Annotated in this window: 18 protein-coding genes; 13 read left to right on the forward strand and 5 right to left on the reverse strand. The window is 34.9% G+C overall.

The window, feature by feature from the left end; translation table 11 throughout:
• Window positions 1-59: 59 nt before the first annotated feature.
• From BFL01S_RS07340 to BFL01S_RS07400, 13 genes are all read left to right on the forward strand, one after another.
• Complete coding sequence (locus tag BFL01S_RS07340; RefSeq protein WP_061785323.1) at window positions 60-452, forward strand: conjugal transfer protein; 393 nt, start codon at window positions 60-62, stop codon at window positions 450-452.
• Entirely contained in the window at window positions 436-2,892 is a 2,457-nt protein-coding gene (tcpF, locus tag BFL01S_RS07345; RefSeq protein WP_061785324.1) for a conjugal transfer ATPase TcpF, read from the forward strand. Before BFL01S_RS07340 ends, tcpF begins: the two co-directional genes overlap by 17 nt.
• Window positions 2,843-5,068, forward strand: a complete 2,226-nt coding sequence (locus tag BFL01S_RS07350; protein WP_061785325.1) for a CD3337/EF1877 family mobilome membrane protein — start codon at window positions 2,843-2,845, stop codon at window positions 5,066-5,068. The genes tcpF and BFL01S_RS07350 overlap by 50 nt, the downstream gene beginning before the upstream one ends.
• A gap of 8 nt (window positions 5,069-5,076) precedes the next feature.
• Entirely contained in the window at window positions 5,077-6,087 is a 1,011-nt protein-coding gene (locus tag BFL01S_RS07355; RefSeq protein WP_061785336.1) for a bifunctional lytic transglycosylase/C40 family peptidase, read from the forward strand.
• A gap of 15 nt (window positions 6,088-6,102) precedes the next feature.
• On the forward strand, window positions 6,103-7,014 hold the full coding sequence (locus tag BFL01S_RS07360; RefSeq protein WP_061785326.1) for a conjugal transfer protein: 912 nt from the start codon (window positions 6,103-6,105) through the stop codon (window positions 7,012-7,014).
• A gap of 263 nt (window positions 7,015-7,277) precedes the next feature.
• Window positions 7,278-7,997, forward strand: coding sequence for an ABC transporter ATP-binding protein (locus BFL01S_RS07365; RefSeq protein WP_061785327.1), 720 nt, complete (start codon window positions 7,278-7,280; stop codon window positions 7,995-7,997).
• The gene (locus BFL01S_RS07370) at window positions 7,966-10,428 is read left to right on the forward strand and encodes an ABC transporter permease (protein WP_061785337.1); all 2,463 of its coding nucleotides are present in this window, start codon (window positions 7,966-7,968) and stop codon (window positions 10,426-10,428) included. The genes BFL01S_RS07365 and BFL01S_RS07370 overlap by 32 nt, the downstream gene beginning before the upstream one ends.
• A 4-nt stretch (window positions 10,429-10,432) precedes the next feature.
• Complete coding sequence (locus tag BFL01S_RS07375) at window positions 10,433-10,939, forward strand: PadR family transcriptional regulator (RefSeq protein ID WP_061785328.1); 507 nt, start codon at window positions 10,433-10,435, stop codon at window positions 10,937-10,939.
• 77 nt (window positions 10,940-11,016) lie between these two features.
• Window positions 11,017-11,649: a hypothetical protein gene (locus BFL01S_RS07380; RefSeq protein WP_061785329.1), complete on the forward strand. Its 633-nt coding sequence runs from the start codon at window positions 11,017-11,019 to the stop codon at window positions 11,647-11,649.
• A 443-nt stretch (window positions 11,650-12,092) separates the two neighbouring features.
• Window positions 12,093-12,530 carry an RNA polymerase sigma factor gene (locus BFL01S_RS07385; RefSeq protein ID WP_061785330.1) on the forward strand — a complete coding sequence of 146 codons (438 nt, stop codon included), beginning with the start codon at window positions 12,093-12,095 and terminating at the stop codon, window positions 12,528-12,530.
• Window positions 12,514-12,768 (forward strand): helix-turn-helix domain-containing protein, encoded by a 255-nt coding sequence (locus tag BFL01S_RS07390; protein WP_033826639.1) that lies wholly within the window; start codon window positions 12,514-12,516, stop codon window positions 12,766-12,768. The genes BFL01S_RS07385 and BFL01S_RS07390 overlap by 17 nt, the downstream gene beginning before the upstream one ends.
• 371 nt (window positions 12,769-13,139) lie before the next feature.
• Window positions 13,140-13,286 (forward strand): SHOCT domain-containing protein, encoded by a 147-nt coding sequence (locus BFL01S_RS07395; RefSeq protein WP_033826638.1) that lies wholly within the window; start codon window positions 13,140-13,142, stop codon window positions 13,284-13,286.
• A 61-nt stretch (window positions 13,287-13,347) separates the two neighbouring features.
• Entirely contained in the window at window positions 13,348-15,153 is a 1,806-nt protein-coding gene (locus BFL01S_RS07400; RefSeq protein WP_061785331.1) for a recombinase family protein, read from the forward strand.
• A gap of 23 nt (window positions 15,154-15,176) precedes the next feature.
• On the opposite strand, the gene BFL01S_RS07405 is transcribed toward BFL01S_RS07400, so the two are convergent.
• The 5 genes from BFL01S_RS07405 to BFL01S_RS20900 form a co-directional block, all read right to left on the reverse strand.
• Window positions 15,177-16,655, reverse strand: coding sequence for a recombinase family protein (locus BFL01S_RS07405; RefSeq protein ID WP_061785332.1), 1,479 nt, complete (start codon window positions 16,653-16,655; stop codon window positions 15,177-15,179).
• Between the two features lie 381 nt (window positions 16,656-17,036).
• The gene (locus tag BFL01S_RS07410; RefSeq protein ID WP_235859209.1) at window positions 17,037-18,506 is read right to left on the reverse strand and encodes a recombinase family protein; all 1,470 of its coding nucleotides are present in this window, start codon (window positions 18,504-18,506) and stop codon (window positions 17,037-17,039) included.
• Between the two features lie 2 nt (window positions 18,507-18,508).
• A complete protein-coding gene (locus BFL01S_RS07415) occupies window positions 18,509-19,351 on the reverse strand; it encodes a hypothetical protein (RefSeq protein WP_061785334.1) in 843 nt (280 codons plus the stop codon).
• Window positions 19,352-19,407: 56 nt separating this feature from the next.
• Window positions 19,408-19,902 carry a recombinase family protein gene (locus tag BFL01S_RS07420; RefSeq protein ID WP_061785335.1) on the reverse strand — a complete coding sequence of 165 codons (495 nt, stop codon included), beginning with the start codon at window positions 19,900-19,902 and terminating at the stop codon, window positions 19,408-19,410.
• The coding region (locus tag BFL01S_RS20900; protein ID WP_218008534.1) for a hypothetical protein at window positions 19,865-20,046 on the reverse strand (182 nt) is incomplete at its 5' end. The genes BFL01S_RS07420 and BFL01S_RS20900, both read right to left, overlap by 38 nt.

Here is a 20,046-nt window from a genome sequence, read left to right on the forward strand (position 1 = left end):
TGAACTTTAAAATAGTTTACTGCTATTTTTTATCTCAAATATAGAAAGGAACGAAATAAATGAAAAAATTAAAAAGTTATACACGTATTTGGTCAGTTGAAAAAGTGATTTACGCAATTAATGATTTTCGATTACCTTTCCCAGTGACCTTTAACCAAATGTCATGGTTTGTGCTTTCTCTTTTAGCTGTCATGCTACTTGGAAACCTCCCTCCCCTCTCCTTGATTGATGGGGCGTTATTAAAATATGTTGGAATTCCAATTGGTTTGACTTGGTTTATGAGTCAAAAAACATTCGATGGTAAAAAACCGTATAGCTTTCTCAAGTCTGCATTGACATATTGGTTTAGACCAAAAGTCACCTATGCAGGAAAACCTATCAAACTACAACGTGTGAAAGTAAATGAAAATATCACCGCTGTTAGGAGTGAAGTCCATGCGTTATCCGATTAAATACCTTGAAAATAATCTCGTTTTCAACCATGATGGTGAATGTTTTGCGTATTATGAGCTGTTGCCATATAATTATTCCTTTTTATCGGAGGATGAAAAAGTACAGGTGCATGATAACTTTCGCCAATTAATCGCACAAAATCAAGACGGCAAAATTCATGCTTTACAGATCAGTACCGCTAGTAGTATTCGCTCGGTACAAGAACGAAGCAAAGAATTAGTCATAGGACGATTACAAGAGGTTGCTTATGAACGGATTGACGACCAAACAGAGGCACTTGTTTCGATGATTGGTGAACACCAAGTCGATTATCGTTTCTTTATCGGTTTTAAACTGTTACTCAATGAAGAAGAAGTCAATATGAAATCAATAGGGAAAAACATCAAAAATTCACTTTCTTCATTTGTCCGTGATGTAAACCATCACCTGATGGGAGATTTTGTTTCCATACCGCATGAAGAAATGAGACGTTTCTCTAAAATGGAATCTTTATTACAAAACAAAATATCGAGACGTTTTAAGATCCGCCCTTTAAATAAAAATGACTTTGGTTATTTGATTGAACATCTTCATGGACAAACTGGAATGGCTTATGACGAGTATGATTATGCTCTCCCTCTAAAGAAATTTAAAAGGGAAACTTTAGTGAAACGATATGATCTGATTAAACCGTCCCGTTGTTTAATTGAGGAAAACCAACGCTATTTAAAAATCGAACAGGAAGAACAAACAACATATGTGGCCTACTTTACGATTAATTCCATTGTCGGTGATTTGGAATTTCCATCGGATGAAATCTTTTATTATCAACAACAACAATTTGATTTTCCAATAGATACCTCCATGAACGTGGAAATTGTAACAAACAAAAAAGCATTGTCTACCGTTCGGAACAAGAAAAAGGAACTTAAAGACTTGGATAATCATGCCTGGGAATCCGATAACGAAACAGGCAGCAATGTCATCGACGCATTGGAACAGGTCAATGAATTAGAAGATGTGCTCGATCAAAGTAAAGAAGCAATGTATAAGTTAAGCTATGTCATTCGAGTATCTGCCCCTAACTTGGATGAACTCAAACAGCGTTGTAATGAGGTAAAAGATTTTTATGATGATTTGAACGTAAAACTTGTTCGTCCGTTTGGAGATATGATTGGTTTACACAGTGAATTTATCCCAGCCAGTAAGCGGTATATGAATGATTATATTCAGTATGTTACATCTGATTTTTTGGCAGGTCTTGGGTTTGGCGCAACGCAAATGCTCGGAGAAACGGAAGGGATTTATTTTGGCTACAACTTGGACACAGGAAGAAATGTCTATCTCAATCCAAGCCTAGCTAGTCAAGGCGTGAAAGGTTCTGTCACCAATGCGTTAGCTTCTGCATTCTTAGGTTCACTTGGTGGTGGGAAATCTTTTTCTAATAACCTGCTTGTTTATTATGCCGTTCTCTTTGGTGGTCAAGCACTCATTGTTGATCCAAAGGCGGAACGAGGAAGATGGAAAGAAATGTTGCCTGAAATTGCTCATGAAATAAATATTGTTAATTTAACGAGTGAGGAAAGCAATAAAGGACTACTTGACCCTTTTGTCATCATGAAAAAGAAAAAGGATTCGGAAAGTCTTGCGATTGATATTCTTACCTTTCTCACAGGTATATCGAGTCGGGATGGAGATAAATTCCCTGTATTACGACGAGCGATTCGAGCTGTTGGTCAACAGGAGGAACGTGGTTTGCTTCTCGTGATTCATGAATTAAGAAGTGACCCCAATCCATTAGCTGGTCCCATCGCTGACCATATCGAAAGTTTTACGGATTATGACTTTGCCCACCTACTCTTTTCGGATGGTACAGTGGAAAATTCGATTAGTTTAGAAAAACAGTTGAATATCATTCAAGTTGCGGATTTGGTGTTACCAGACGCAGAAACAAGTTTTGAAGAATATACAACCATGGAACTTTTGAGTGTCGCCATGTTGATTGTCATTTCCACTTTTGCACTAGACTTTATTCATTCAGATCGTAGCGTATTTAAAATCGTGGACTTAGATGAAGCTTGGTCATTTCTACAAGTCGCACAAGGAAAAACACTTTCAAATAAATTAGTACGTGCAGGGCGTGCGATGAATGCTGGTGTCTACTTTGTTACACAGAATGCGGACGATTTAACCGATGAAAAATTGAAGAATAACATCGGTGTAAAGTTCGCCTTTCGTTCTAGAGATATGACAGAAATAAAGAAAACTCTTCAATTCTTTGGTGTGGATGCGGAAGATGAATCGAATCAAAGGCGATTACGGGAACTGGAAAACGGACAATGTTTAATTCAAGACTTATATGGGCGTGTGGGGATTATTCAAGTCCATCCTGTCTTTGAAGATTTGTTTTATGCTTTTGACACGCGTCCACCGACACAGGAGAAGAAAGGTGGCGATTAATTTGAAAAAACAAAAATGGAAAAAGATTGTCTTAACGGTGGTACTTATTGGTACTGCCGTTTTTCTATGTCTTCTTTTACTTGGAACATTAGCTCAAGCAGCTGGCTTAGTTGATGATACGGTGTCAGAAGATAATCTCTATTCCTTGTACCCACTTGACCATTATCAATTAGATTTCTACGTGGATTCGGGTTGGGATTGGTTGCCGTGGAACTGGGATGATGGCATAGGTAAACAGGTCATGTATGGCTTATATACAATCACTAATTTCATTTGGATTATTAGCTTATATTTATCAAATGCGACAGGCTACTTAATCCAACAAGCTTATTCTCTCGATTTTATTTCACAAACGGCAGATGCCATCGGCAAAAACATGCAAACATTAGCTGGAATTACGGCAAGTGGTTTCAGCAGTTCAGGATTTTATGTAGGCTTCTTGCTTCTTTTCATTTTAGTCATTGGAATTTACGTGGCTTATACAGGTTTAATGAAACGAGAAACGACGAAAGCGATTCGAGCGATCCTAAACTTTTTAGTCGTTTTTATTTTGTCGGCCTCCTTTATTGCCTATGCCCCAACGTATATCGCTAAAATTAATGACTTTTCAGCAGATATTAGTCAAGCAAGTTTAGATTTAGGTACTAAAATCTTGATGCCGAATTCGAGTAGCCAAGGAAAAGATAGTGTCGATATGATACGGAATAACCTCTTTTCTATTCAAGTGGAACAGCCTTGGATGTTATTACAATTTGATGATTCGGATAAAGAAACGATTGGCGAAGAACGTGTTGAAAACTTAGTTTCTATCAATCCTGATACGAATAACGGGAAAGATCGTGAAGATGCTGTCAAAGCAGAAATTGAAGATCACGACAATAAAAACTTAACCATTACGAAGACCACCACACGTTTAGGAATGGTCTTCTTTTTATTTCTGTTTAATATCGGTATCTCTATTTTCGTGTTTCTACTATCGGGAATTATGATTTTCTCGCAAATATTGTTTATTATCTATGCGATGTTTCTACCAATTAGTTTTCTACTTTCCATGATACCCACCTTTGAAAACATGGGAAAGCAGGCGATTATGAAGTTGTTTAATGTAATTATGCTTCGGGCTGGTATCACGCTCATTATTACAGTTGCTTTTAGTATTTCATCCATGCTTTACAGTTTAACAACAAGTTTTCCATTTTTCTTGATTGCCTTTTTGCAGATCGTGACGTTTGCAGGGATTTACATGAAACTCGGTGACATTATGAGCATGTTTAAACTGCAAAGTAATGATTCGCAACAAGTTGGACGTCAAGTCATGCGTCGTCCTTACCGAATGTTCAATCGTGGCAGTCGTCGATTGCAGCGAACAATCGGACGCACCCTTGCAGGGGCAACAGCTGGAGCAACGGTCGGGGCAATGGTTGGAAAATCAAAGCAAACAAAAGGCTCGTTCTCTCCCCTACGCCCATCGCAACGGTTAACATCGACTACAAAAAATAACAAAGAACGGCCAACTGATCGCACGAAATCAACATCTTTAAGTCAGAAAGTAGGTCAAGTCACAGGAAAAGTGCTTGGTGCGAAAAGTCAGTTCCGTGCAAATATAGATCATCGTAAAGAACAACTACATGATTTACCTACTACTGCTCAATATGCGGTGATGCAAGGAAAAGAACAGCTTACAAAACCTGCCCGTGATTTTAAAGAAGGTATGAAGCAAGCAAAGGAAAAGAGACAAAAAACACATGCAGACCGTCAAGCAAAACATCGTCAAACCATTGCAGATAGGCGGCAAGCATTGGATAAAAAACGTACCCTTTCTCGAAAGACTGCTAGTTATGAACGACCAGTCACGCATGATGCCAATGAATCTGCACATCAAGATAGATTAAAGAACCCAACTGTTCAACAAAAAGAAAAGACAAGACCTGTCACAAAAAGCGAGCATATGAAGCAATTCAAATTACAACGACAGTTATCGAGTCCAGACAGAAAAGAGCATTTTACTGATAATCCCAAACAACCTGTTAAAAAAGGAACCCGACCTATCAATGAAGAACGTTCTCGACCAAAAAATAGTAGGAAAATCATTAGGCGTCCCTCTAAACCGTTGAAACGTACAAATCAGAAACAAATCAGTAAGCGTCCAATCCATGCAACTAGGAGGAAACGCTAATGAAAGTCATGAGATTAAAGGTTATGTTCATTGCTGGGGGATTAGGATTTCTTGCGTTGCTTGGGCTATTAGCATTTGTAGCTGTTTTTATATCGAATGAAGAATATTCATCAGATGGTGGTGACTTCATTGGTGAGATAGGTGGTATATCGGTTTCTGCGAATGTGTTAAAACATCAGCCAATGGTAGAGAAATATGCACAAGAATATGGAATTAGTGAGTATGTCTCTATTCTACTTGCCATTATCCAAGTAGAGAGTGGTGGCAAACTTACAGACGTAATGCAATCAAGTGAATCGTTGGGATTACCGCCTAACACATTGGATACCGAAGCTTCGATTCAACAAGGAACAAAATACTTTTCAGATTTATTACGTTCCGCAAAAGCAAACGGTATCGATGAGAATACAGTCATTCAGGCTTACAACTATGGCGGTGCTTTTATTGATTATGTCGCAAAACAAGGAAGCTCTTACTCTTTTAAATTAGCTGAAAGCTTTGCGAAGGAACGGTCAGGGGGCAGTAAAGTCACTTACTCTAATCCAATAGCCGTAAAGAAAAATGGTGGTTGGCGGTACCGTTATGGCAATATGTTTTATGTCGATTTAGTGAGTCAGTATTTTATTTCGCCTCAATTTGATGATGAAATGGTTCAGATTGTCATGAATGAAGCATTAAAATACGAAGGGTTTCCTTATGTCTTTGGTGGAGATAATCCAAATACTTCATTTGATTGTAGTGGACTCACGCAGTGGAGCTATCGGAAAGCTGGGATTAATTTGCCCCGAACAGCACAACAGCAATATAACGTAACTGAGCATATTCCTCTTTCAGTAGCAAAACCTGGGGATTTAGTATTTTTTCATTCTACGTATAACGCGGGAACGTATGTCACGCACGTTGGGATCTATGTTGGAAACAACCAAATGTATAACGCAGGTGATCCGATTGGTTATGCGGATTTGACGTCTTCTTACTGGCAAAAACACCTAATAGGAGCTGGACGGATTAAACAATAGAAAGGGTTAGATAAAATGAAGGGATTATTTAAAAAGCAAGACAAGCAAACGAAAGAACCAAAACCTAAAAAAATAAAAGTAAAGACAGTTGGACCACGTAAAAAGTCAGTGGTGTTTTTATGGATAGTCCTCATTGGAAGTCTTGCCTTTGGAATCTATAAAAACTTTACAGCAATTGATCAACATACCGTTCATGATAGAGAAATCATTGAAACCAAGATCATGGATACGAATGCGATTGAGAGCTTTACGAAAAACTTTGTGAAAGATTACTACACATGGGAAAATGAAAAAGATTCCATTGAACAACGGGCGGAAAAGATCAGTCACTATTTGACAGAGGAATTACAAGCTTTAAATATCGATACCGTAAGAGATGATATTCCTACTAGTTCCAGCGTAGGTAATATTGATATCTGGTCAGTATCACCAGAAAATGATAATACCTATACGGTTGTTTATTCGGTAGATCAAAAAATTACGGAAGATAAAAATAGCGAAAGGGTTCGATCCACATATCGAATACTTCTTCATCAAGATAATGCAGGAAACTTAGTCATTACACAAAATCCTACCTTATGGAGCTTACCGAATAAATCAGATTATGAGCCACAACAACCTGAAAGTAACGGAACGGCTGATTCTGATACTGTGCAAGAAGTGACAGAGTTTTTGGAGACATTCTTTACATTTTATCCTACTGCCACTGATAAAGAACTTGCTTATTATGTGAAAAATAATGCCTTACCACCGATTGGCAAAGACTATATATTTTCAGAGCTAGTTAATCCTATATTCCAACAGTCTGGAAATCAGGTGTATGTTTGGATATCGGTGAAGTACTTAGATGGGACAACAAAGGCAACGCAGCTTTCTCAATATGTACTAACTTTAGAGAAAGATATAAATTGGATGATTGTTAAGTAACTGTGCTAACAGTTTGTTTGCTGAAAATTAATATTAATAAATTATTATTTAAACCTGTTTCACTTTTATCATTCTTGACAATTGATGATTATTAAACTTTATTAATAAAATCCACACTTTAAGTACTTAGTATATAAACAATAATTAGCTTTATTATTGAAAGTAGGAATATATAGGGTAATAAACTCCATTTGCAATAAAAATATATTGAATTATTATATACTTAGTATATAATAATATTGAAAATAGGAGGGATTGATAAAGTGATTCAGGTTAAAAATCTTAAAAAGGAATTTTCACAAGGACAAGAAAGAATAAAAGTATTAAAAAATGTTAGTTTACAAATCCAAGAAGGTGAATTTGTAGCTATTATGGGTCCTAGCGGCTCTGGAAAAAGCACATTACTCCAATTGTTAGGTGGTCTTGATATACCTACTGAAGGAGATATTATAATTAATCAGCATTATTTAAATAAGATGACGGAAAAGAAAAGAACAATATTTCGTAGACAGAATATAGGATTCATTTTCCAAAATTATCAATTACTTACTAATTTAAATGTAGAAGAAAATATAGCTTTTCCGCTTCATGCAGATGGAACTTTAACAAAAGAAAAAAAGCAATTAGTTTTAGAATTACTTGATTCTGTTGGATTAAAAGGACTTGGTCAGAAAAGAGCTAATTTGCTTAGCGGTGGTCAACAACAACGTGTGGCTATAGCCAGAGCACTGGTTAGCAAACCTGCCGTATTATTGGCAGATGAGCCAACAGGTAATTTAGATAGAAATACAGCCGAAGAAATTCTTGGTTTAATAACAAAATTTAATCGAGATTACAATCAAACAATAGTTATGGTTACACATGATATTTTCGCAGCTGGATTTGCAGATCGAATTATTCTTTTTAAAGATGGAGTTGTCGATCAGGTGATTTCTAGAAAGGATGAAGATTATGCTAAATATGTGGCGAATTTCATGGCGTAACATAACACAAAACAAAAAAAGATTTTTCTTTTCATTACTTGGGATTATCATTGGTGTTTCCTTTATAACATCTATGTTAATCGCAGATAAAACAACAAACGATGTTTTTAATTATTATAAACAAATGTATGTAGCAAATGCTGATTATTGGCTTTTAAGTGATGAACATACCTTTTCGGAAGAGACTGTTTCACCCCATTTAAACAGTCCAATCGTTACTGAAACATTGTTTGTACTTGATAAACAAGCATTCATAGATCTAAGTGATAAATCGCTAAATCAACGATCTGTACGAATTACAGGTGTGGATGATCAAAACAGTTCCTTATTAAAACTTCCTGTTATTGAAGGGAGTTTAGACAATGAGGGATTGGTAATACCCGATGTTCTTGCAAATTTACTAAATAAAAGAGTAGGAGATACCATTCAGTTTACTAATCTGGGAGAGGCTAAAATATCTGCTGTAGTTGAGTATACACAGTTACTTGCAAGCCCGAGCAATTGGGAGAGTGCTGAATCAACCAGTTTTAGAGTCATGGCTCCACTTGATTTGTTAAGAGAATGGACAAGTATGGATAATGAGCTTTCATATGTAAGGCTTCAAACAAATGAAGAAGGTGAAAAACTTTTTCAATCTTTACAAAAAGAATTTAGTAATTCAAGTGTATATATACAGCCAGTTGTCGCAGATGATCGACAAAGTAACGATATTGGGGGACTCTATACATTTTTTTACTTAATTGCTGGCTTATCTATGCTTATTAGTGGATTCATTGTCTTTAATATGATTTATACAAGCGTTATGGAGAGAAAAAAGGAATTTGCAATAATGAAAAGTTTTGGTTATTTACAAAGTTCTATTTCTAGGCTTGTTTTAATTGAAGTAATAATTTTATCATTAATTGGTACGGCTGTAGGGGTACCAATTGGAATTTGGCTTGGCGATATGTTTATGCAAATTTTGCTTAGTGTGTTTGAATTTGACATGGTTTACACTTTGAATTGGAAAATACCTACAATAACAGCCATAGTAATAGGAATTGTATTTCCCATTATTTTCTCCTTATTTCCTATTTACAATGCGGGAAAAACTTCGGTGCTCTTAACATTAAAAATGGCAAATCAAACTGAATCATCGAAAAGACAATACGTGTTTAGAGGTATTGTAGGAGTTGGCTTATTTACTTTTATATTTATTGATCATTTCGTTTCCTATCTAGCTATTTTAGCAAGTATCATTTTGCTGTTCCCATTCTTGCTAAAAGGAATAAGTAAGATCTTTAAACCAATTTTCAAAGTACTTTTTGGCTATTCAGGAATTTTAGCTACGCATAGCCTTACGCAGCAATTAAATCGAAATGCCAATACTTCCGCTATCCTTGCCATAGGGATAGGAGTAATCTTATTGTTAAGCTCTGTTATAGAATCTGCTCCTGAAGGTTATGAACGTGACATTAGAAATACATTTGGAGGTGATCTAAGAGCTACATCGGAAGCTCCTTGGTCTAGTGAGGATATAACAACTCTACTTTCTTATGATTCTGTAGCAAATGTTGTCCCATTAACGGAAGCCACACCCATTACATGGGAAACAATGAATGAAGAGAATAGACAATTCTCTATTTTTGCCGTAAGTAAAAAAGGGCCTATTTTATTTGAAGATATTGAAAAAGAATCGTTATATCAAGAGTTACAAAAGAAACCATCTATCCTGCTCGGTAAACGGGCTTTTGATGAATGGGGTGGAAAAGTTGGAGAATACATTCACGTAAATACTCCTTCTGGTAAACAAAAATTTGAAGTCATTGACGTTGTGGATACTTCTCATTATTCAGGATATGTTGGCTTTATGGATGAGGAGCATTTAAATAATGAATTTGGTTGGAGAAATAGTTTTGATATGCTACTAACATTAAATGATAAATATAGCAGCGAGGAATTACGAGATCAGTTATGGATAGATTTCAATGAACACCTTTCAAAAGTTAAAACTGTCGAAGATGAAATTAAATCAACTACTTCTGCGTTATCTGGTATGAACGAATTAATATTAATTATGCTATTCCTAATTATTGGTCTAGCTAGTATTGGTACAGCTAATACTCTTTTGATGAATACCTTGGAACGTACATCTGAGATTGGAACGATGCGGGCGCTTGGATTTACTAGACAGCAAGTAAGAAAGATGGTAATTGGTGAGGGGTTACTTATAGGTTTGGTAGGAGTCATTGGAGGCGTAGCATCAGGTGTGATTTTACTTTACGTTACTAGTAAATCCAAGCTTTTGGGAGATTTCATATCTTTCCAGATACCTCTTGGTAATATTGGAGTAGCATTGATTGCTGGTCTTTTACTAAGTTTATTTGCCTCTTGGATTTCTAGTACGACAGCTAGTAAAATAAATATTTTGTCATCACTCAAAGAAGGTTAAAATTATGTCGGTAAAGTACGGGATATTAACATTGTTATTCCTACAAGAAAATCATGGATACGAATTGAAAGTAGAATTAGAGTCTCTTCTAAGTATCAAGGGAAAGATTAACCCTGGTCAGATTTATACTACCCTTGACCGTCTCATTCGTGATCAACTCGTGTCATCGGCAGGAATAGATGACCAAGAAAGAAAGTTATATAAATTAGAAGCGGAAGGTGAAAATGAATTAAAAAAATGGTTATTAGAACCTGTACCTTATTACTCTACTAGGGACGACTTTCATTTTAAATGGAGTTGCGCTCGAAAAATCCACTTTGATCGAGAAAATATTATGCTTGAGCAACAAAAAGCAATGATAATGAAAGATGTAATGGAGTTGACTAAATTAAAAACGGAGTTACTTATTCAGGGTGAAGACGATAAATATTTATTAATCAGTGGTACACTCTTACATTTGGAGGCAGATTTAAATTGGATAAGTCAGATTGAAAATAGAAATCGTTCATAAATCTAAGTAGAGGTTTCCTTTTCGATATACCGTTGTAATTATCTTATACTAATCATTCCCAAAAAGGAGGAGTTTAGTTGGGTCTTATTCTTGAATACAATTGGGAATTGTTTATCCTCATCGAATTATTGTCTATAGGGGCACTAATCCTATTTGGTATATTTCGTTATTTCTTTAACAAACCTAGACTTAGCATTATGTTCATTTTCCTCTTTTTGTTTATGGTAATACTTGAAGGGCTGCTCGGGTTGTATGTCTATCATCAAACAGGAGAGATTTCAACGTTTCAAATTGTTATTACTGTATTTATTATCTATGCGTTTACATTTGGAATATTTGATTTTATAAGATTAGATCGTTGGATGCGTAGAAAAATTGGAACGTTACGTGGTGTTGAATTATTGTCTGACAAAGACTATAAAATTATTGAAAGGAATAATAACCCTAAATATATTGCAAAAAAGTATCGTAAATCTTCCTATATACATTTATTTATTTTTGTTACAGTTCAAGCGATTCTTTGGATCATAGGTACGGAAAGCATCGCAGAGATAAAAATGTATTTAAGTGATTTTTCATGGATAGAGAAAGGAGTAGCAAAAGAATCACCTTATCCTAATGATGTTACCTTTGGAATCGGAATAATTTGGGGAATTGTTTTTATCGCCGATTTTATTTATTCGTGGTCTTATACATTGTTTCCAAAATAACTAAAAAACCGTTGTTTGTAGTGTGAAAAATGTATATAGAAAGATAATATATCAAACGGCGGTTTTGAAAATAAGAAATTTCAAAGCCGCCATTTTTCTAAAAAATAGAATTACGGAAGGTGTATTAAGTTCGCTCTTTTTTAAGGACACGGCGGTATGAAGGAGGTTATCGCCGTGTTTATTTATGCTTACCTTTATTGGATATCGCAAGCCATATCAAGAAACATCTTAAAGTGCTGTCAGATTATTATAACTAAAAATTTAATAGAAAGCGTCAAATTTTATGCCTAGCTGGCTTATGTTCAGTTGGGCTTTTTTTGTGCATTTCACAATTTTTTTAAGAAAACTTCTCTTATTTTTGGCATTTCACAAAAAATCTTGTTGAAGGTTATGAAAGGGGAAATCATCACCCACCTTTGCAGTTGCGAAGGGAGAGGAAATGCTTGATAGAACCAGATCGTACCGAGTGGCAAGTTCGCTGTGCATTTAATGCTTTTTGTAAACGTGTTTTGAAGAATGAAGCAATCAATATTTTTAATGAAAGAAAACAACGACAAGCAAAGGAGATGACATTTTCTGATCTCACCCCACAAGAAGAAAATCAACTCTATACCTTAGATAAGCAATATGAAGGAGAAGAAGGGCAAAGTTTTCAAGTGGCTGGAAAGAAAATCACTCCGAAATTACTTGCTGAAGCCATGCGTACCTTGCCAAAGGAAAAGCGTATCACTGTCCTACTATACTATTTTTTTCAACTGTCTGATGTGGAAATTGGTCAACTACTCGACATTCCACGTAGTACAGTTCAGTATAGGCGGACAAGCTCTTTTGAACGGTTAAAGCGATTTTTGGAGGAACATGCAGATGAATGGGATGAATAATTCTAATATTGAAAACAACGAGCGTGGTTTATTGCCGTACCCAATTATTTTAGCTGCAAATAAGGGTGAGCCAGAAGCAATGAAAGTAGTTGTTCTGCATTATGGAAGCTATATGACAAGCCTATCCATGCGTAAGCTCCGTGATGAACAAGGAAACACTTATTGGGGCATCGATGAAGATACACGTGATCGCTTACGAGCGAAGCTTATGCAATCTGTTTTAGCTTTCAAAATTTGAATACAGAATGGTTAGGTTTTCCCTTTCATTAATCATATATTTGTTCTTTGACAAAGAAAGCACGGAAGATAACGCCGTGCAATATAAACAAAAAATCAGATACGTTCTACTGATGATGAGCCACTTGATTCATACGCCATGACTTTCGTTAGGAACGAGCGATAATTTGTGAATCTAATGTAATTGTGGTGGATTGCTGGCGATAACCCATCAGTAAAGATAATGATACTCCCCTACCGTCATGGTTCGAGCGTTCAAAGCGTCGCAAGCTATGAGTAGGGCTGGAAGAAATACTTGCAGGGGTGAAATTCCAGTGGAGCTGTACCAACAGCCGTCTGATTTTTTAATAGATTAGGTAAGGGGGCGTTTTTTTGAAACAGAATTTGATTCTATATAGTATGCAAATTGCTATGTTAAAACAACTGCTAACCCGTAAACTAATTTCAGATAAAGAATATTATATTGTAAAAAACAAATTAATGAAAGAGTATGGTATTGTTTCTGACATTACAAGCTGAATTGTGTTCCTAGCGATGCTATAATACAAAGTATATAAGGAACACAAAAGGAGGAGCTATTATGTCAGGAGTTGAAGTGATTAGGGCAAATAGTAACTTGGCTAACCAAAAACGTGGAAGAGAAATTGAACGGCTTCGGGTTGCAGCGTATTGTAGAGTTAGTACAGATTCAGAAGACCAGTTAAACAGTTATAAGTCACAAGTTGCATATTATTCGGATTTAATCAAGAAAAATATGGAATGGGTATTAGCTGATATATATGCTGACGAAGCAATTACTGGAACACAGGTAACAAAGCGGGAAGATTTCCAGCGATTGATTAATGACTGTATGAATGGAGATATTGATATGGTCATTACAAAATCAATATCCAGATTTGCAAGAAATACATTGGATACGTTGAAATATGTCCGTATGCTAAAGGAAAGAGATATAGCTGTTTATTTTGAAGATGAAAAAATTAACACGCTTACAATGGATGGTGAATTGTTACTCGTAGTGTTGAGTTCAGTAGCACAACAAGAAGTTGAGAATATATCTTCTAATGTAAAAAAAGGATTAAAGATGAAAATGAAACGAGGTGAATTAGTCGGTTTTCAAGGCTGTCTCGGTTATGATTATCACCCAGAAGATAAGAGTATAACTGTAAACGAGAAAGAAGCAGAAATTGTTCGTTATATATTCCACAGGTATGTTGAAGGAGCCGGGGGCAGTATTATTGCAAGAGAACTTGAGAATTTAGGCTATAAAACTAAAAGAGGTACTCCAACATGGGCTGAATCGACGGTACTTGGAATTATTAAGAATGAAAAATATAAAGGCGATCTTTTAATGGGAAAAACTTTCACATTGGATCCTATTTCGAAACGTCGATTGGAAAATTTTGGAGAAGAAGATCAATATTATTTAAGAAATCACCATGAACCCATTGTCAGTGCTGAAATATTTGATAAAGCGCAGGAGATCAGATTAAGACGAAGTAGGGGAAGAAATACGGTAGAAAAAAATGGTGGTAAACGTGAAAAATTCAGTCGTAAATATGCTTTTAGCTGCATGATTGATTGTGCTTATTGTGGCAGTACATTAACAAGACGTAGATGGCATAGTGGAACGAAATACGGTAAGACGATTTGGCAGTGTGTTACAAGTACGAAGAAGGGGAAAAGATTTTGTCCAGATAGTAAAGGAATACCGGAAGAAGCGATTGAAAAAGCTTTTCTAGAAAGTTACCGTATTATGTGCAATAACAATAAGGATGTATTAGAAGAATTTTTACAACGAATGGAAGAAGCCCTAAGTTCCAATACGATTCACAAAGAAGTTTCTAAAATTGAAAAAGAAATTCAAGGATTAGAAAACAAAAAGAATAAATTAGTGGACATGAGATTAGAGGATATTATCGATAAAGAAACGTATGAAGAAAAATATAATTCATTGACGCGAGAAATTAATGAAAAGGTACAAAAAAGAGAAAAGTCATTATCGAATTTGGAAGAAGAAAAAGACATTAAAAAACGGTTATTAGCCTTCAAAAAAGTGTTAGAACAAAATGAGGTTATTGATACTTTTGATCGTTATGTATTTGAAAGTGTAGTTGAAAAAGTAATCGTTGGTGGAATAGATGAAGACGGAAACAAAGATCCCGCCATGATTACTTTTGTATATAAAACGGGATTGAGTAACAGTCTTGATGGCGAAAGATTTAAACCTGCTAGAAAAAATGCGAAAAAAGAAACAGCAAAAACATCTAATGAATTGTGTTCACATACTGGCAACGAGGATAATAAATTGTATCCACTTAATAGTGACGACACATGTGGAATCGGTCTCGCAACTCATTTTAAAAGAAGACAACTAACCCTTTAGGGTTGTTGTCTTTCTTTTATTTTTTATTGGAAAGGGTTCACAAAAGTATAGTGAATATTAACATTCCCATCAATAGTACAAGTTACTTTTTTCACTAAAGAATGTAGCAGTTTAGTGGTTAAATCTTGAATGGAAGCAAATTCTTTTAATTTAGACTTCAAATCCATTGTAAAGGTTTGGTTTTTACATTCTTCTAACTGAATGTTAATTTGTGCTTTAACCGCTTCAGACTGAGCAATTTTATCAAGATTATTCTTGCTGTACTGTTCATATTGTTCATGTGTAATGATGCCATCACAATAAGAGTCAAAATATTTTTGGTTTCGATCGTTCCAATTGTTAATTTTGCTTTCAACTTGAACAAGTTCGTTCTGCAATTTACGTTGTTTAGAATTTAGTTTTTGTTCAACTTGCTTTAGCAAATCTTCAGTACTAAATCCATTTGTTAGCTCGTTTAAATCATTTAAAATCGCGTACTTTAGTTCTTTTTCTCTAACGATTGTGCGATTTGGGCAAAAGATGTTTCCATGCTTAATGTTTCCACCACAGCGATAACCACGTTGATTTTGTTTATACCACATGCCTTTGCCACAGTTAGAACAATATAATACGTTAGTGAAAAGATGTTTCTTAGGTGCAGTTTTGGTTCGCATACAATTCTTTAACATTGTCTGTACGATTTGAAATACTTCTCTTGAAATAATGGCTTCGTGAGTTCCTTCTAGAATAATCATGTCTTCTTTAGAAACAGGTTTACGCTTAGTTTTCGTTACTGATACTGTTTCTGTACGGTTTTGGACTAAATCACCGCAATAATGTTGATTACTTAAAATTAATTTAATACTTGAAGCATGCCAGTAAACTGTTGCATTGGACTTGTTAGCAATTAATGAAGGAGTAGGTACTTTCTCAAGAGAAAGTTGCTTTGCGATAGAATCCATACCTTGTCCCTCAATATAATCATTATAAATCCGCTTTACAACATTTGGAGTTTCATCTGCGCGGACTTTAAGGACTCCTTTATCACTGTAGTAGCCGTAGGGAGGATTAGATCCTACGAATAAACCTCTTCTGGCTTTTGTTTTCTTAGCTGTTTTGCTTCTCTTACTAGTAGAGATAGATTCATTTTCATATAACCAAGCATATAATCCAAAATTTCTATCGTCTTTTTCTAAAGTGTTAATAGAGCCATCTAGACACACAATATCGATACTATGGTCTAAACATATATCTCTTACTTTGTAAGAAAGTTGGCCGCTTCGAGCTAACCGTGATAATTCTTTAGCAAGGATGACATCAAATTTTCCGTTCTTTCCATCCTCAATAAGTGCTTTTAAACCAGGGCGATTTGATTTAGTACCAGATTGTTTGTCTGTATAAATCTTCGTAATCTCCCAGCCTTTTTCAGCAATATAATTAGTAAAGAGGTCAATTTGATTATGAATTGAAGTTTTTTGTGAATCTAATTCAGTTGATACACGAGCATATATAGCGCATCTCATTTCAAGTTACCACCCCAAAAAAGAGTTAAATGAGATGTTGATAGGGCTACATTAGCAGTATTGACCAATAACTTCATTCTTAAATAACATTTTAGTAAAAGGTTATATGTAATCAATGTCCCTGAATAACTGTGTTTCATAATATGTGTTCTCCCTAGATGAATATTGTTTTATGTATAATTTTCGGCTACATGCCCATAATAATGATAAATGTCCATAATTTACCTAAGGCGGTATCCTGTTATAGTTTGGAAATAGAAAATTATTAACAATAATCCTTGTTTATAAGGGGTTTCTAAAAGGAACTTTATAAACTGAAACCCCTTGTAAACTTTGTTCTATTTTTCAACTATTCAGATGTTGAAATGTTCGGTAACGAATCTATTCGTCACTACTTGATTTAGAAGCCTCTAGAAACTGAAAGATATTATCCTTATATTGAATAAGTGGCTGTTGATCAGTAGAAATAAGTACGCATTCAACGAAGTATAAAATCAGAAGTCGATGCTCAGGTGAGTCTAATTGATACTCCAGAACGTTATCAAATCTTGCAAAAAATTCATTAGATTCAACTGCTAGGTAGTAGCTTTCTAAGACAGTTAATTTTTGCTGGCAAGTCAATAACATGTTTTCGTTCTTAGCCATCATATCTGTAATGTGCAGTTCTAACTCAGGGTCTTTAATGCTTTGAGCTTGTTCTAACTTTTTAAAGAGGCTATGAGCTGTATTTTCAGCTTCACAAATCACTTCTTTAAGGTTCGCTTCAATATTTCTCAGTGTAGTTAAGGTCATTTGTTTATTCTCTTTTGATAAAGTAAGCTGTTGAATGTGTTGAAGAATCAAAGGAACTAAGCGTTTGTGCACTTTATCAATTGATACTTTATAGTCGCAATTTTTACAAATGTAGTAATGGTAGTGATAGGTAACGCCATTACGCTTTGTAGATCCATTTTGCGTAATAAGAGATTGGTGACAATGACTACATCTAATTTTTTTGAGAAATAAAAATGGTGTATCCAATCGTCCAAACTCTTTTTGAATTTGTTTATTGTATGAGTGTAGTTGAAGTTCAAAAGCGCTCATTAATGGCTCATGTGAGTCTTTAAATGTAAATACATTATTTTTATGTTTCCCTTTATGAATATGCCAAGTAAGGTTACCAGTATAAACAGAGTTACCTAAGATCTTTTCTACTGTACTTGTTGGCCACTGTTTTCCTGTAGGAGAGGGGATATTGGCTTCATTTAAAAGAAATGCAATTTTTTTGAAAGAATATCCCCAGGTATAAAGAAATGAAATAAATGAGACAATTTCAGCGTCCTGATTAGGAACAAGTTGCTTATCTACTTGCGTATATCCATAAGGAGCAATTGAACCAGGACGATTTGCTTTTTCTTGTTGAAGCACACCCATTAAGTTATTCAAAGCACGTTCTGACTTAATTTCTGATTCATGTTGAGATAGTAAAAAAATCATTTTTGTATTTAAGCTATTTGGATTGATTGGTTCATTCGATTCTGTCGTATATACGTTTAAATTAGGTAAATATTCCAATAGCGGGCGGTAAAAATCAATTGTAAAAGAATAACCTGTACGATCCATACGAGAAATATCGTGGAAAATGACGATTGAGATATTCATCTCAATCATCTTTTCCTTTAAGTTCATTAGTTGTTTCCTTTGTTTAGCAGATTTAGAGTAAGCACTTGTGGCTTCTTCAATAAAAATAAATTCTTCAGGTACAACCAATTGATTTCGCTTTGCAAATTCGTGGATGTGTTGTTTTTGAATTTCTACACTATTGTTATCTACTTGCTTATGAGAAGAGTAACGGATATATGCAAAAGCCATTTTCAATACAAATTACCTCCTTTAAACACGTACTGATTATTTAAATGTTTTAGGTAGTCAAATCGACTCATTGTAATATTAATTTTTCCAGGGTAAATATCTAAGCGCTCAACAAGCATAGGAGCTAAGGAAAAAAGATTCTTCTGTTTAGATTTAAGTAAGTATTCGGTTGCTAACATAGTTAGCTCCTTATTATCTAGTAGTAACTCTTCCTTTTCATTGACTTCCTTTAGAAGTTGTTGTTGCATATCTTCAAGTTTTGATAGTTCACTGTAAGTTGGAGAATCTCTCCAGTTTGTCAGCTCATCATTCTCTAATATGATTCTTTGACGCAGCTGTTCCTTTTTTCTAGTAATTGCAGATAGTTCCTTATGAATAACTTTGCGCATATTGTTAAAGTATTGCCGAGAATCTTTAATAATTTTACTAGTATCAAGTTCTTGAAGCGCTTTATCTAGGATTCTATTCACCACGCAAGTTAAATCCTGAGTTGATAACAGAATCTTTGGATGGTTAGATTGATTTGAGCAAGTATACCAAGCCTTATCTTCTAAAACGCTAAATTTAAACTTCATTGGCTTTTCACACTTTCCACAATAAGGTTCAAATGTATTCTCATTTAATAATTCCGTCTTTTTATTTGCATACTGTGAAATCATTACATTTTTAGTTTGTAAGTCCTTAAAACTTTTCAACGATAAATATGGTTCAACGTGTTGAAGCTTGTTTTCACCATTACTCAAATCATAACCTGCATAGAACGGATCAGTGGCTAGTTTAAGAAGGTCATCAGGTTTCTTTTTGAGCAACTTCTTATACTTGGTTAATACATTGTCTAATTCCAAAACACTTTTAACTTCGGCAAGTTCTTTAAAGAAATCAATGATGATTGCTGATTTTACTAAATCTTTGATGTATTGTTTAGTTTCTTTTTTTTTTCATATCCAAACTTTTGCGCAGGAAACCTTTTTCTAGCTTCTGCGCTTCTTCTCGCGATATTTTCACCTTCAATATCACCCACAATATTCATTACACCTTCAATCAATGTGCTATCAGATGCTTGTTGATGGCCACTTGAAGTAAAAATAATCTTTACATTATGCTTTTTACACAATGACAAAAAAAGGTTTGCTTCATAGAAATCTCGAAAGAGTCGTGAGCGATCAAACGTGTACAGCACTTTAACCTCGTTATTTTTAATCATTTTAATGAGTTTTTGCATCTTAGGTCGATCCTTAATACTTAATTTATTAGCTGAAACACCATGTTCGTTAATGATAACTAACTGATTCGAAGGATGTTGTTCACGATATGGAGCATCTGCGCTTTCTTGCATACGTAAATCTTGACTTTCTGTACTAATACGACGATGAGCTACGACTTTTAATGTCTTCATTTTTTGTATTTCCCCTTTTTTTATAAAGTATTTTTGACTGTAAGCGAGGAGGGATGTCTAACTGTTCAACGATAATACGTTGAATTAAATGTTGAATCCACAAATTCGCTACGTCATTCACTTCTGAATTAGTTTTTAAATTAA

Origin of the sequence: Priestia flexa NBRC 15715 (genome assembly GCF_001591565.1) — a bacterium.
Taxonomy (GTDB): domain Bacteria; phylum Bacillota; class Bacilli; order Bacillales; family Bacillaceae_H; genus Priestia; species Priestia flexa.